The sequence below is a fragment of the Herbaspirillum aquaticum genome (genome assembly GCF_002213425.1).
Classification (GTDB): Bacteria; Pseudomonadota; Gammaproteobacteria; order Burkholderiales; family Burkholderiaceae_D; genus Herbaspirillum; species Herbaspirillum aquaticum.
This window is the reverse complement of record NZ_NJGV01000013.1, coordinates 1-14,358: the sequence shown is the minus strand read 5'-3', so window position 1 is coordinate 14,358 and position 14,358 is coordinate 1. Positions and strand designations below refer to the sequence as shown.

Here is a 14,358-nt window from a genome sequence, read left to right as displayed (position 1 = left end):
TCTCCGGTGTCGGGCGCATGCGCCTCCAGGCGGTTTTGATGCTGCGTTTGTTTTTTGGACGGATGGCTATTTTGCGCCGAAATTTCTGAAAGGCAAAACAAAAATGCCGCTCTGCAAAAAATATCTGCAGCCCAAGCCGGGTGGGACTTGCCGGGCTATTAACAATCCCGCCTCAAACGATGTGCAAAAAGAAACGGCAGTCCCGTTGCCGGGACTGCCGTTTAGCAAAATGACAATAAACTGCGTCAGTCGGCGATCTTTTCCAGCGCGAACAGGTCGGCGGGATTTTCGCGTGCACGGACCAGGTGGACCTGGTTGCCATCCACCAGCACTTCGGCCGCCCGGCCACGGGTGTTGTAGTTGGAGGCCATGGTCATGCCGTAGGCACCGGCCGACATCAGGGACAGCAGGTCGCCCTCGTGGATGGCCAGTTCGCGCGAGCGGGCCAGCCAGTCGCCTGATTCACACACCGGGCCGACCACATCATAGATGCGGGGCTGGCCGGCGTTTTCCTTCACTGTCTTGACGCCATGCCAGGCTTCGTACATGGCCGGACGCATCAGGTCGTTCATGGCGGCATCGACTACGGCGAAGTTTTTTTCTTCACCATGCTTCAGGTATTGCACCTCGGTGAGCAGCAGGCCGGCATTGCCGACCACCGAGCGGCCCGGCTCGAACATGACCTGGATCGGGCGGCCGTCGTACTTGCTGGCACGCCAGGCATCGACGCGGGCGAACACGCGCGCCAGGTAGTCGCCGATGGCCACCGGCTGCTCGTCGTCATAGCGGATGCCGATGCCGCCGCCGATGTCGAGGTGGTGAATGGGGATGCCCTCGGCTTCCAGCGCATCGACCATGTCGATGACCTTGTCCAGCGCTTCGAGCAGCGGCGCGTCATCCAGCAGCTGCGAGCCGATGTGGCAGTCGATGCCGACCACTTCGATGTTGGGCAGGGCGGCCGCTGCACGGTAGCAGTTCAGGGCATCGTCGTAGGCCACGCCGAACTTGTTTTCCTTCAGGCCCGTGGAGATGTAGGGGTGGGTCTTGGCATCCACGTTGGGATTGACGCGCAGCGAGATGCGGGCGCGCTTGCCGAGCGACCCGGCCACCTCGTTCAGGCGCGCCACCTCGGGGATGGATTCGACGTTGAAGCAGAGGATGTCATGTTCCAGCGCCAGCTTCATCTCGTCGCGGCCCTTGCCCACGCCCGAGAAGATCACCTTGCGCGCATCGCCGCCGGCGGCCACCACGCGCAGCAGCTCGCCACCGGAGACGATGTCGAAGCCCGAGCCCAGCTTGCCCAGCAGGTTCAGCACCGCCAGGTTGGAATTGGACTTGACCGAGTAGCACACCAGCGCGCCACCCTTGCCGCCCTGGTCACGGCCTGCCGCGCGGCAGGCATCGGCATAGGCCGAGAAATTCTGCACCAGCGCCGCCTTGGAATAGACGTAGAGCGGGGTACCGAACTGGTCGGCCAGGGCTTGCAGGGAGACGTCTTCGGCGTGCAGCGCGCCATTGCGGTAGGAAAAGTGGGACATGGGGATCCGGAAAAGTCAGCGGAAAAAAGCAGTTCGGTGGAGTCGTCCGGCGCAGTCCCCGCCCTCATCACCGGGGGGACCGGCCGCGTTGCAGCGCGATGTTTCAGCCGGGCATCATCGTTTGGGAGCGTCGGCGGCCGGGGTGTCGCCAGCGGCTGCAGCGGCTCCCGATTGGGCGCCCGCCTTGTCCGGGACCGCTGCCGGGGCGGCCGGCTGGGTGCGCACGAACGGGTCCGGCGGCACCTTGGGCATGTACAGCGGGCCTTTCTGGCCACAGCCGGCCAGCATCAGGACGGCGGCGCACAGCGCCAGGGAAGCTGCACAACGGGCGGGAGAATAGTGTGACTTCACGATAAAATGGCGGATTACATCGAAATCTTAGAATGACTTGGAGTGTAGCATGACCGAATCGGAATTCCTGGACCTGGCTGACGCCACCCTCAACGCCATCGAGACGGCCCTGGAAGATGCCTGCGACGCCAGCGACCTGGATGTGGAATGCAGCCGCAGCGGCAATGTGCTGGAAATCGAGTGCGTGGACAATGGCTCCAAGATCATCATCAACAGCCAGGCGCCCATGCAGGAAATGTGGCTGGCCGCGCGTTCCGGGGGCTTCCATTACAAATTCGATGGCAGCCACTGGCTCAATACCCGCGATGGCAGCGAGCTTTACGCCACGCTCTCGGAAGTGGTCAGCAGCCAGGCCGGCGTACCGGTCACCATCAAGCCCTGAAGCGGTGCGGCGCCCGCCTGTGCCCTGCCGCATCCGTGGGGCGCAGCCGGGCAGCTGCCCTGCCTGCTTCACTCGTCCACCTGAATAAATCCGCAGCATCCATGCGTCGATCCCTCCGACATCCTGCCTTCCTGTTCCTGCAGCGCGGCCTGGCGCGCCTGCGCTGGATCCTGGTGCTGACCGTGCTGGCCGTAGCCGCCGCCCTGCTGTTGCCACCGCTGGTGACACGCTTCAACCACGACCACAGCCCCCAGGCCCAGGCCGCCGAGAAAGACATGCAAGCCATCGCCGCTGGCCTGGAACGCTATCGCCAGGACAACGGCCGCTATCCCAGTGCCGCCCAGGGCCTGCTGGCGCTGGTGATCAAGCCCACGCGCGCACCGGTCCCGGCCAACTGGCCCATCGGCGGCTACGTCGAGCGCCTGCCGCGCGATCCCTGGGGCAACTCCTACCAGTACGGCGCCGAGGAAGACGGCAGTGCCTACGAGCTCTACTCCTTCGGCCAGGCCGGACCGGAAGGCGGCGCCGACGGCGACCAGGTCATCCGCCAGCACTGAAGCTGTTCCCTACCCGCACTTGCGCAACGGGGCGGCTCAGGCCGCCCCGTTGCGTTTCATCCCGGCTATCCTGCTTCAGGCCAGATCCGGGAGGGCCGTGCGCAGCCGGTACTGGCGCTGCCGGTAATTGCCTTCCGGCCCGCTGAAACCACAGTCCACGTCACCGAACAAGCGGCTGACGCGATTGATGGCAGCCCGCTGGGCTTCGGTCTGCACGGCGATCAGGCGTCGCTTGCTGCGGGCATGATGGGCGCAGATGTCGACCACCAGGCAATGGCCGTAATCGGCCTGCTTGATGTCGATGAGCAGCGCCTCCGGCTTGGTCAGCCCGAAGATGGCCGCCAGTTCGATACGGGCGCTGAGGAAGGGATTGCTGTTGCGCAGCTTGTCGCTGAGCTGGGCCAGTGCCTGCTGCGCCCATGGCTGGGCAGTCTCCTCGGCCATGAAAGGTCGCAGCGCTTCAGATGCGCTGCGCTCGCCCTGCGCGGCGGCCTGCTGCCACCAGTAGAGCGCCTTCACGTCGTGCATGGGATCGTCGCGGCGATTGCGCCAGAAGATCTGGGCCAGTTCGCACTGGGCCTCGGACAGTCCCGCTTCGGCGGCCTTCTCCAGGTATTGCTGGGCCACCTGCAGGTTGCGCTGCGAATAGATCGAGCGCGAATAAATGCGTGCCAATGCATGCCATGCCTGGGCCGAACCGCCCTCGCCGGCCAGCTGCAGCCAGTGCAGCGCCTTCTTGAAATTGGCCAGGCCCTGCTCCATGAATACGCGGTTGCCGGCGCGGTCGATCTTGGCGCACAGCAGTCCCAGTTCCAGCCGCGCTTCGACGTCGCCGGCCTCGGCCGCCAGTTCGAACAGGCGCATCAGTTGCGACAGCTCCGGCTTGGCCGCGCGTGCCTGCCACTGGCCATAGCGCAGCAGCAGCGTGGCCTCCTCGGCGTTGAGTTGTACCAGGCCGGTGGCATCCCCGTCTTTGTCCAGCTGCGCCAGCGCTGCGCTGTTGCGCTCCATCAGGCGCTTGACGAGCACCACTGCGCCCCGCGCAAAGGCCTCGCCCTGGCCCTGGTTCCAGGCTTTGTCCAGCAGCGCGTATTGCGCCTGCTCGATGCCGGCGCGTGCAGCTTCCCGCACCAGCCGTTCTTCCACGGCCGAGGCAGGCAGGCCGGGCACCATGGGCTGGCCGTGACGCTGCATCTGCTGGGCCAGCAACCATTGCGCCTCATGATCGTCGCGGCTGGCCAGCAGGGACAGTGCCGCAATCGCACGCGCATGCGCGTTGCTGTCGAACTGCTCGGTATGCTCCAGCACCAGGCGTGCAAAGATGATGCCGGCCTGCGGCACGCCGGCTTCGAAGGCCTTCTCGTACCAGATGGCCGCTTCCTGCGGCGAAGACAATTCCTTGACCTGGTCGTAGGTGATGTTGCGGCCGATGATTATCCACGCATCATCCACGCCCTGTTGCGCAGCGCGCCGCAGCCAATAGAAGGCAGTGCCCTTGCTGCGCGGCAGGCCGCTGCCGCCGTTGAGGTAGCGTCGGCCCAGGGCCAGCTGCGCACGCGACTCACCCGCACGCGCGGCCTTGATGACGGCCAGCTCTTCTCTCGTTGCCATGTTCTTTTCCTTTCTCAGCAAATCCGCAGTCGCAAAACTGCAGACGAAAACGTCCCCACTGGCGCAGCAGGCTGCGTCAGTCCGGTGTGCATCAAAAACTAAGTATTTGGATGCGGATCCGCCACTACGTTTTGGGGCGGTGCGATGCGTGGGTCATGGAAGAGGATGAGCTCGTCACGCATCGAAATAGTGCTCCTATTAGAGCAGTGCGCAGCAAAAAAGTGCGCATAGGCGAGAGCTTATTACGCTTTCTTTACAGCCATCAAGAGCCGCTACCAGTAAGGGTTTCGTCAGCTATTTACGATGTAAAAGCGAGCTTTTTGCGGTGCCACAAAGAGGCGCTCAACATGGCTGCGGCATGCGAGACGCACCAAATTTGATGGGAATGCGAAGTAGAGAAGGGAATGTTCCATGAAAACGGGACATTGGTACCACGCACGAAAAACACTGTTACAAAAACTAACAAAATGAAACGCGTATTGAGCAAGAAAAAAGCGCCGCATGAACCTCATGCGGCGCTTCTTTTGCTCACTTGTGCATCACACTGCGCCGCCGGGAAGACGACGCAGCTCAACTCACATTAGAACTTGTGACGGATACCCACGGCGACGGCGCCTTGGTTGCCATCGGTGCCGGTGCTGTCGGAGACGCCCGGATTGACCATGTCGCTAGCCTTGGTGTAAGCCAGGAAGGCGTACAGGTCGGTGCGCTTGGACAGCCAGTAGTCGGTACCCAGGCTGACTTGGGTCAGCTTGGCCTTGTTGGACACGCCGTCGAAGTTGGCACGGGTGTGGTCAACAGCCGCCAGCAGCTTGAGCGACGGGCTCAGCGAGTAAGCGGTACCGATTTCGTAGATGTCAGCCTTGTTGGAACGGGCCAGGGTGCGGTTGGTCACCGTGGTCAGCGAGCCGACGCCCACTGCGGTCAGGTTGGCCTGGTTGTTCAGGTCTTGCTTGACGCGCGAGTAGTTACCGTACACACGTGCCGGGCCGAACTGGTAGGACGCTGCCACGTTCAGGACCTTCTGTGCGGTATTGCCGGACACGGAGCTCAGGCTGCTCACGCTGGTAGCGTTGGCAGCGGCCAGCAGGGAGGTGTCAGACGGGGTCGAACCAGCCTTCGACTGGTAGTAAGCCACGCCCAGACCCAGGGGGCCGTTGTCGTACTTGCCGCCGACGCCGAAGGACTGGCCAGCCGAGGTTTGACCAGCGGTCTCACCGAAGCCGTACATCAGGTTACCAGTGAAGCCGTTCAGGTTGGCCGTGGTGTAGCTGATGGAGTTGTTGGTACGGGTGCCTTGCAGGCGATCCAGACCGGAACCGGAGTTGCTGACCCAGCCACCGAAGTCGTTGACGGCGGTGTAAGCGGAGATGGTGTCAGCGAAGTCGGTTTGACGACCCACCAGGACGGTACCGAAGTTGCCGGCCAGACCGACCACCGACTTGCGACGGAACAGGGTGTTGCTGGTCTTGGAATCGTCCAGAGCACCGGTATCGTTGGCGAAGCCAGCTTCCAGGTTGAACACAGCCGACAGACCGCCGCCCAGATCTTCAACACCCTTGAAGCCGATACGCGAACCCTGGATGACGCCCGAGTTCAGGCCGAACTTGGTGCCGGTGCCGCCGGCGGCAGTAGCAACCTTGCTTTGGTAGACAACACCGGTATCGACGATACCGTAGATCGTGACGGAGCTTTGCGCATTGGCTGCGCCTGCGAACGCGCCCAGAACGGCGAGTGCCAGCAGAGATTTTTTCATGTGACGTCCTTCTCTAAAAATAGTCTTGAGGATCCGCACTTGCAGTCGGATGGGCAAACATTAATGCTTCTCGCCGCGCATGACTGCACCTTGGTCGATAGAAGTCATTTTTTAGACGGGAGCCAAAGATTGAAATGGCAATTGTTGTATTTTTTTATCGCCGGTTTCGCTCGTACTGATAAGGCCCCGCTTCCACATCGGCCTCCATCAAGGAAAAAGCGCCGGTATCCCTACCGGCGCTTTTCGTCATTTCTAACATTTTGATACATCTTGCCAGCAGAGCTTGCCGGGGCCTTCATTCCTTTTCAGGATCACCGACCAGCTTCTTCAACAGATCCGACTTCAATTGCTGGCGCTGTGCCGAGGCATTCTTGCGATGCGCACCCGCACCACCGGCACGCTGCTGTGCAGCCAGCGCCACCGGATTGCGTGGCTTGGATTGCGATGGCTCGATCCGAAAACTCAGCTTCTGCCGTGTTCCCAAGGTCTTGTTGGCCATCGCATTCTCCTTGCCCCAGCGGGCGTCATCATCGCATCGCGTTACAGCACGTAGCGCGACATGTCCTCATCCACGGCCAGCTCGCCCAAGCGCTCGTTGACATAGTCGGCATCGATGCGCAGGCCATCCACACCGGCCTCCCCTGCCGTGAAGGAAATCTCTTCCAGCAGCTTTTCCATCACGGTATAGAGACGGCGAGCACCGATGTTCTCGGTCTTCTCATTGACCGTATGCGAGATCTCGGCCAGGCGCTTGATGCCGCTGTCGGCAAATTCGATCTTCACGCCTTCGGTGGCCAGCAGCGCTTCGTACTGCTTGGTGAGGCAAGCATCGGTGCCGGTCAGGATGCGTTCGAAATCGGCGATCGACAGCGAATCCAGCTCAACGCGAATCGGGAAACGGCCCTGCAATTCCGGAATCAGGTCGGAAGGCTTGGACAGGTGGAATGCACCCGACGCGATGAAGAGGATGTGATCGGTCTTGATCATGCCGTACTTGGTATTGACGGTCGTGCCTTCCACCAGCGGCAGCAGGTCGCGCTGCACGCCGGCACGCGAGACGTCGGCATTGCCATTCTGCGAGCGGGTGGCGATCTTGTCGATCTCATCGAGGAAGACGATGCCGTTCTGCTCGACATTGGCGATGGCCTTCTGCTTGAGTTCTTCCTCGTTGACCAGCTTGGCCGCTTCTTCCTCGATCAGCAGCTTCATGGCTTCCTTGATCTTGATCTTGCGCGCCTTCTTGCGCTGGTTGCCCAGGCCCGAGAACATGGTCTTGATCTGCTCGGTCATTTCTTCCATGCCCGGCGGTGCCATGATTTCCATCGACGGTGCGGCGTCGTTCAATTCCAGTTCGATCTCGCGATCATCCAGCGCGCCTTCGCGCAGGCGCTTGCGGAAGGTCTGGCGGGTGGTGTTCTTGTCGTCCTTCTCGCCGCTGGCACCGCCTTCCGGCGTAAAGCCGAAATCGCGTGCCGGCGGCAGCAGCACGTCCAGGATGCGGTCTTCTGCCGCATCCTCGGCACGGGTGCGCACCTTGCGCGTTTCCAGCTCGCGCGTCTGCTTGATGCCGATGTCGACCAGGTCGCGGATGATGGTGTCCACGTCGCGGCCCACGTAGCCGACTTCGGTGAACTTGGTGGCTTCGATCTTGATGAAGGGCGCATCGGCCAGCTTGGCCAGGCGGCGTGCAATCTCGGTCTTGCCCACGCCGGTGGGGCCGATCATGAGGATGTTCTTGGGCGTGATCTCGTGGCGCAGCGGCTCCTCGATCTGCTGGCGGCGCCAGCGGTTGCGCAGCGCAATGGCCACCGCGCGCTTGGCGCGGGCCTGGCCGACGACGTGCTTGTCGAGTTCGGAGACGATTTCCTTGGGAGTCATATTCATGGTGGTGATCTTTTCGCTGTGACGATTCATCGGAGAAATAGGCAGGAAATGCGCACTGTGCGGCTTAATCCAGCGTCTCGATGATGTGGTTCAGGTTGGTGTAGATGCACAGCTCGCCAGCGATGGTCAGCGACTTCTTGACGATCTCGGCAGGCGTCAGCTCGGTGTTCTCATACAAGGCCTTGGCGGCCGATTGTGCATAGCTGCCTCCGGAACCGATGGCGCCGATACCGTCATTGGGTTCGAGCACGTCGCCGTTGCCGGTGATGACCAGGGTGGTGTCGCGGTCCGCGCACAGCAGCATGGCTTCCAGGCGGCGCAGCATGCGGTCGGTGCGCCAGTCCTTGGCCAGCTCGACCGAGGCGCGCATGAGGTTGCCCTGGTGCTTTTCCAGCTTGGCTTCGAACAAGTCGAGCAGGGTGAAGGCGTCGGCCGTGCCGCCGGCGAAACCGACCAGGACCTTGCCGTGGTAGAGCTTGCGCACCTTGCGCGCACTGCCCTTCATGACGATGTTGCCAAGCGTCACCTGGCCGTCGCCGCCGAGCGCGACCTGGTTGCCGCGACGGACGGAAAGGATGGTGGTGCCGTGAAATTGTTCCATGCTTGCCTCTGTTCAATATGTGCCGGGGGAGCAGCGGAGGGACGTACCGATTCCGCATTCCTGACGAGATGGGGCTGGCCGGCCGGATTGCAAGTCATGCCATCGGGGCGGCCGCCATCCGGGCCAATATTGTACGCGCCAAGAAAAACGGGCGCCCTGGCCACAAGGCCGGGCCGCCCGTCTCAGGTGGCGGGAGCGATTACACCGAAATGGTCATCAGGCTGGCATTGCCGCCGGCGGCCGTGGTGTTGACGCACAAGGCACGTTCGGCCAGCAGGCGCCAGAGCGGAATCGCACCGTCTTCGCTGCACAGGATCAGCGGCACCAGCGCACCTTCCCGGGCGGCCAGGCGCATGCGCCATGCGGCGGCCTGATGGCTGTCCACCAGGGCGGCCTGCAGCGGCTCGGCCTCCAGCTGGCTGGCACGGCGGATGGCCGCACGCACCGGCGCAGGCAAGCCGGCCGGCAACAGCGCCGCGGTGGCTTCGTCGACCACGACCGTATTGCCGGTGGCGAAGGCGGCCGCCAGTTGATTCAAGAGTGTGCCGACGCTGGCGGCCACGCACAGCACCAGGCCGCGCGGGGCGAAGCCCAGGGTATTGCGCTCGCCGGTGGGGCCGGGCAGCAGCAGGCTGCGCTGCAGCAGGCTGTCACCATGATAGCGCTGGCCGCTGGTGGCCAGGCGCTCGTGGCCGTGGGTGCGGGCCCAGTCGAGCAGGCTGTCCAGCAGCGTGTTGGGTACCTGCGCCGGTTGCGCGCGGGTCAGTTCCTCATGCAGTTGCGCATTGCGCTGCAGGCGCTTCAGGTAGAGCGGGCCACCGGCCTTGGGACCGGTGCCGGACTTGCCTTCGCCGCCGAAGGGCTGCACGCCCACGACCGCGCCCACGATATTGCGGTTGACGTAGATGTTGCCCACGTGCGCACGCTGGGCCACGAAATCGATGGTCTCGTCGATGCGCGAATGCACGCCCAGGGTCAGGCCATAGCCGGTGGCATTGATGGCATCGATGAGCTGCGGCAAGGCATCGCGGCGATAGCGCAGCACGTGCAGTACGGGGCCGAAGACTTCCCGCTGCAGTTGCGCCAGGTCGTCGATCTCGATGACGGTCGGGGCCACGAAGGTACCGTGCTGGCAATCCTCGCCCAGCGGCAGCTGGTGCACAGCGCGCGCACTCTTGCGCATGCGCTCGATGTGGGCCAGCAGGTTCTGTTGCGCCTCGGCATCGATGACCGGGCCGATGTCGGTGGAGAGGCGGTCCGGGCGGCCCACGCGCAGTTCAGCCATGGCGCCCTTGAGCATCTCCAGGGTACGGTCGGCGATGTCTTCCTGCAGGCACAGGATGCGCAGGGCCGAGCAACGCTGGCCGGCACTGTCGAAGGCCGATGACAGCACATCCTGCACGACTTGTTCGGCCAGGGCCGAGGAGTCGACGATGAGCGCATTCTGGCCACCGGTCTCGGCGATCAGCGGGACATCGCCATGTTCGCCGCTGCCATCGCCATCATCATGCTTGCGCTGGGCCAGGGTGCGGTTGATCAATTGCGCCACTTCGGTGGAACCGGTAAAGATCACGCCCTTGACGCGCACATCCGAGGTCAGTGCGGCACCCACGGTCTCGCCCCGGCCCGGCAGCAGCTGCAGCGCAGCGCGCGGCACGCCCGCTTCATGCAGCAGTTGTACGGCGCGATGGGCGATCAGCGCGGTCTGCTCGGCCGGCTTGGCCAGCACGACGTTGCCGGCGGCCAGCGCAGCGCTGACCTCGCCGATGAAGATCGCCAACGGGAAGTTCCACGGGCTGATGCAGACCACCGGCCCCCACGCCAGCACGTTGCCGTCGTGACGCGAGGCAATGGCGTAGTAGCGCAGGAAGTCGACCGCCTCGCGCACCTCCGCAATCGCATTGGGCAGCGACTTGCCGGCTTCACGCACGGCCAGTGCCATCAGTTCGGCAATATGTTCTTCCAGCAGGTCGGCCGCGCGTTCCAGCATGGCAGCGCGCTCGGCGGCCGGAGTCGATTGCCATTGCGGGGCATAGTCGGTCGCCGCAGCGAGGGCCGTATTGACATCTGCCACCGTGGCTTCGCTGACCTGCCCCACCACTTCGCGATGATCGGCAGGATTGCGCACCACCTGCGCCGGCTGCGCAGCCAGCTCACCCGCGATCAGCGGGGCCGCCTGCCATTGGTGCTGGGCCATGGAGACGAACAGTTCGCCCAGTTGTTGCAGGCGCGATTCATTGGAGAGATCAATGCCCGCCGAATTCTTGCGCTCCTGGCCATACAGCAGATGCGGCAAGGCGATGGCCGGATGCGGCGCGCCGCCCTGGGCGCGCACGGTCTCGATGGGATCGGCCACCAGGCGCTCCAGCGGCACGGCCTCATCGACGATCTGGTTGACGAAGGAAGAGTTGGCGCCGTTTTCCAGCAGGCGGCGCACCAGGTAGGCCAGCAGGGTCTGGTGCGACCCCACCGGGGCATAGATGCGGCAGGCCTTGCCCAGGTTCTCGGCACCGACCACCTGGTCGTACAGGGTCTCGCCCATGCCGTGCAGGCACTGGAATTCGTAGTTGTCGACCTGGTGCTGCTTGGCCCAGTGATAGATCGCTGCCAGCGTGTGGGCATTGTGCGTGGCGAACTGCGGATAGATGACGTCGGTGGCCGCCAGCAGTTTCTGCGCGCAGGTCAGGTAGGACAGGTCGGTGTGCACCTTGCGGGTGTAGACCGGATAGCCTTCCAGGCCATCGACCTGGGCGCGCTTGATTTCGCTGTCCCAATAAGCGCCCTTGACCAGACGGATCATCAGTCGGCGGCCGTTGCGGCGGGCCAGGTCGACCAGGTAGTCGATGACGAAGGGGCAGCGCTTCTGGTAGCCCTGCACCACGAAGCCCAGGCCATCGAAGCCGGCCAGGTCGGGGTCAGCCACCAGTGCTTCCATCATGTCCAGCGACAGTTCGAGGCGATCGGCTTCTTCGGCGTCGATGTTCAGGCCAATGTTGTATTGCTTGGCCAGCAGCAGCAACTGCTTCAGGCGCGGCAGCAGTTCACCCATCACGCGTGCATGCTGCGCGCGCGAGTAGCGCGGATGCAGGGCCGAGAGCTTGACCGAGATGCCCGGGCCGTCCTTGATGCCGCGGCCGTTGGAGGCGCGGCCGATGGCGTGGATGGCGGTCTCGTAGGACTGGTAGTAGGCGTCGGCGTCGTGCATGGTCAGGGCGGCTTCGCCCAGCATGTCGTAGGAATAGCGATAGCCGCGCTTTTCGTTGTCGCGGCTGTTTTCCAGCGCTTCTTCGATGGTCTGGCCGGTCACGAACTGGTTGCCCAGCATGCGCATGGCCAGGTCCACGCCCTTGCGGATAAGCGGTTCGCCGCCCTTGCCGATCAGGCGCGTGATGGCTTGCGTGAGGCCGCTTTCGCTGCTGGTGGAGACCAGCTTGCCGGTGATGAGCAGGCCCCAGGTGGCGGCATTGACGAACAGCGAGGGCGACTCGCCCAGGTGCTTGCGCCAATCGCCCTTGCTGATCTTGTCGGCGATGAGGCGATCGGCAGTCTGGCGGTCGGGGATGCGCAGCAGCGCTTCGGCCAGGCACATCAGCGCCACGCCTTCTTCGGAGGACAGCGAGAATTCATGCATCAGCGCATCCACGCCGGAGGACCGGGTGCGCTTCTCGCGCACCTGCTGCACCAGCTTCTTGGCCAGTTGCTGGGTGGCATCCTTCCAGGGTTGCTGGCCCTGCACCTGCTGCAGGAGCCATTGCACGGCCTCGCGCTCGTCGCGGCGATAGGCGGCGGTGATGGCCGCACGCAGCGGGCTGGGGGCCGGCAGCAACTCGGCCTGGAAAGTGCCAAAAGGCAGGCTGGAAGCGGAGGCCGCAGGGGCGGCGGAGGCGACGGTGGTCATGGTCTGGAGTCGAAATGGGATGGAAATGGGCTACCGGATTCTATGTGCTTGATGCCAATATTAATTCTGTATTTCAGGCATATATCCAATATTTAATTCGGTAACTATAGTTTTTACGAACTTTAATTTTCCATATGATGCCAATATGCTCCGCCTGCGCAGCACTGTCGCGGCTTGGCGGGCGGCCAGCCCCTTGGGCCGCATGCGCCGGGGGCAGGCGCGGTGTCTGCACGTTGTCCGTTCCTTTGCTGGCCGCCGAAGGTGATGCATGTCGAGGCGATGAGCATTCATCCAAATGATGTACTCAGTCTCAAAGCAAAAAAGCGCAGCCGAGGGTGCGCTTTTTTCGTTGATACATCAGATGCATCACATGCATCACATACATCACAAATGATTTATATCATTTACGAATTAATGACTGAATGAATCAACGAATTGAATCATTGACGAATCGACTCAACCCTCACCCAGATAAGCCGCCTTCACCCGCGGATCATCCAGCATCTGCTGCGCCTGCCCTTCCATGGTGATCAGGCCCGACTCCATCACATAACCGCGATGCGCCGCCTGCAGTGCCAACTTGGCGTTCTGTTCCACCAGCAGGATGGTGATCCCCTGCGCCGACACATTGCGGATCACTTCAAAGATCTTCTCCACCATGATCGGCGACAGGCCCATCGACGGTTCATCCAGCAGCAACAGCTTGGGATGGCTCATCAGCGCGCGCGCCATCGCCAGCATCTGCTGCTCGCCACCCGACAAGGTACCCGCCATCTGCGCCGCACGTTCCTTCAGGCGCGGGAAGACCTCGAACCAGCGGTCGATGTCGGCCTGGATCTGGCCCTTGTCATTGCTGGTGTAAGCCCCCATCAACAGGTTTTCCTGGATGCTCATGCGCGTAAATACGCCACGGCCTTCCGGCACCATCGCCAGCTTGTCCTTGACCAGCTCGAAGGACTTCTTGCCCTTCAACGGATTGCCGAGATAGTAGATGTGACCATCGACTTTACTGCTGGGCAGCGTGCCGGTGATGGCCTTCAAGGTGGTGGTCTTGCCCGCGCCATTGGCGCCGATCAGGGTAACCAGTTCACCGTCGTTGACTTCCAGGCTGATGCCCTTGACGGCCTGGATGCCGCCATAGGCCACGCTCAGTTGTTCGACTTTGAGGATGTTCGTTGTCATGTTCTGTGGTCTCGCTTAATGTCCTGCACCGAGGTAGGCCTCAATCACCGCCGGGTTCTTCTGCACGTCGGCCGGCACACCTTCGGCAATCGGCTTGCCGTAGTCCAGCACCGTGATGCGGTTGCACAGGCCCATCATCAGCTTCACATCGTGTTCGATCAGCAGGATGGTCTTGCCTTCAGCCTGGATCTTCACCAGCAGCTCGCGCAGGCCCAGTTTCTCGGTAGCGTTCATGCCGGCCGCCGGTTCATCCAGCGCCAGCAGTTGCGGATCGGTCGCCAGGGCACGGGCGATTTCCAGGCGGCGCTGGTCGCCATACGACAGGTGGCGCGCCGTGCGCTTGGCGAACTGGCCGATGCCCACGAAGTCCAGCAGCTGCTGCGACTTGGCGCGGATCGCCGCCTCTTCGTCACGTGCTGCCTTGTGGCGGAACACGGCACCGAAGACATTTTGCTTGGTGCGCACGTGGCAGCCGACCATCACGTTTTCCAGCACGGTCATTTCACCGAAGAGGCGAATGTTCTGGAAGGTACGCGCGATGCCGGCCTTGGCCACTTCGTGCGGTGCGCTCGGCGAATAAGGCTTGCCGTCCAGCTCG

Annotated in this window: 12 protein-coding genes; 2 read left to right on the top strand and 10 right to left on the bottom strand. The window is 62.9% G+C overall.

The window, feature by feature from the left end:
- Nucleotides 1-245 precede the first annotated feature (245 nt).
- Both lysA and lptM read right to left on the bottom strand, forming a co-directional pair.
- Nucleotides 246-1,538 (bottom strand): diaminopimelate decarboxylase, encoded by a 1,293-nt coding sequence (gene lysA / locus CEJ45_RS14340; protein ID WP_088755768.1) that lies wholly within the window; start codon nt 1,536-1,538, stop codon nt 246-248.
- A gap of 114 nt (nt 1,539-1,652) precedes the next feature.
- Entirely contained in the window at nt 1,653-1,889 is a 237-nt protein-coding gene (gene lptM, locus CEJ45_RS14335) for an LPS translocon maturation chaperone LptM (RefSeq protein WP_088755767.1), read from the bottom strand.
- Between the two features lie 49 nt (nt 1,890-1,938).
- Between lptM and cyaY the strand changes: the two genes are divergently transcribed.
- Entirely contained in the window at nt 1,939-2,271 is a 333-nt protein-coding gene (gene cyaY, locus CEJ45_RS14330; protein WP_088755766.1) for an iron donor protein CyaY, read from the top strand.
- A 101-nt stretch (nt 2,272-2,372) separates the two neighbouring features.
- Nucleotides 2,373-2,828, top strand: a complete 456-nt coding sequence (gene gspG, locus CEJ45_RS14325; protein WP_088755765.1) for a type II secretion system major pseudopilin GspG — start codon at nt 2,373-2,375, stop codon at nt 2,826-2,828.
- A gap of 75 nt (nt 2,829-2,903) precedes the next feature.
- Here gspG and CEJ45_RS14320 read toward each other — a convergent pair whose 3' ends face one another.
- The 8 genes from CEJ45_RS14320 to CEJ45_RS14285 form a co-directional block, all read right to left on the bottom strand.
- Complete coding sequence (locus tag CEJ45_RS14320; RefSeq protein ID WP_088755764.1) at nt 2,904-4,439, bottom strand: tetratricopeptide repeat protein; 1,536 nt, start codon at nt 4,437-4,439, stop codon at nt 2,904-2,906.
- Between the two features lie 580 nt (nt 4,440-5,019).
- Nucleotides 5,020-6,195 (bottom strand): porin, encoded by a 1,176-nt coding sequence (locus CEJ45_RS14315; protein WP_088755763.1) that lies wholly within the window; start codon nt 6,193-6,195, stop codon nt 5,020-5,022.
- A 295-nt stretch (nt 6,196-6,490) separates the two neighbouring features.
- On the bottom strand, nt 6,491-6,694 hold the full coding sequence (locus CEJ45_RS14310) for a hypothetical protein (protein ID WP_088755762.1): 204 nt from the start codon (nt 6,692-6,694) through the stop codon (nt 6,491-6,493).
- Between the two features lie 41 nt (nt 6,695-6,735).
- A complete protein-coding gene (gene hslU / locus CEJ45_RS14305) occupies nt 6,736-8,079 on the bottom strand; it encodes an ATP-dependent protease ATPase subunit HslU (protein WP_088755899.1) in 1,344 nt (447 codons plus the stop codon).
- 64 nt (nt 8,080-8,143) lie between these two features.
- On the bottom strand, nt 8,144-8,680 hold the full coding sequence (gene hslV, locus CEJ45_RS14300; RefSeq protein WP_006464149.1) for an ATP-dependent protease subunit HslV: 537 nt from the start codon (nt 8,678-8,680) through the stop codon (nt 8,144-8,146).
- Between the two features lie 199 nt (nt 8,681-8,879).
- Nucleotides 8,880-12,578, bottom strand: a complete 3,699-nt coding sequence (putA, locus tag CEJ45_RS14295; RefSeq protein ID WP_088755761.1) for a trifunctional transcriptional regulator/proline dehydrogenase/L-glutamate gamma-semialdehyde dehydrogenase — start codon at nt 12,576-12,578, stop codon at nt 8,880-8,882.
- Between the two features lie 456 nt (nt 12,579-13,034).
- The gene (locus tag CEJ45_RS14290) at nt 13,035-13,760 is read right to left on the bottom strand and encodes an ABC transporter ATP-binding protein (protein WP_088755760.1); all 726 of its coding nucleotides are present in this window, start codon (nt 13,758-13,760) and stop codon (nt 13,035-13,037) included.
- Nucleotides 13,761-13,775: 15 nt separating this feature from the next.
- On the bottom strand, nt 13,776-14,358 hold a 583-nt coding region (locus CEJ45_RS14285; RefSeq protein ID WP_088755759.1), incomplete at its 5' end, for an ABC transporter ATP-binding protein.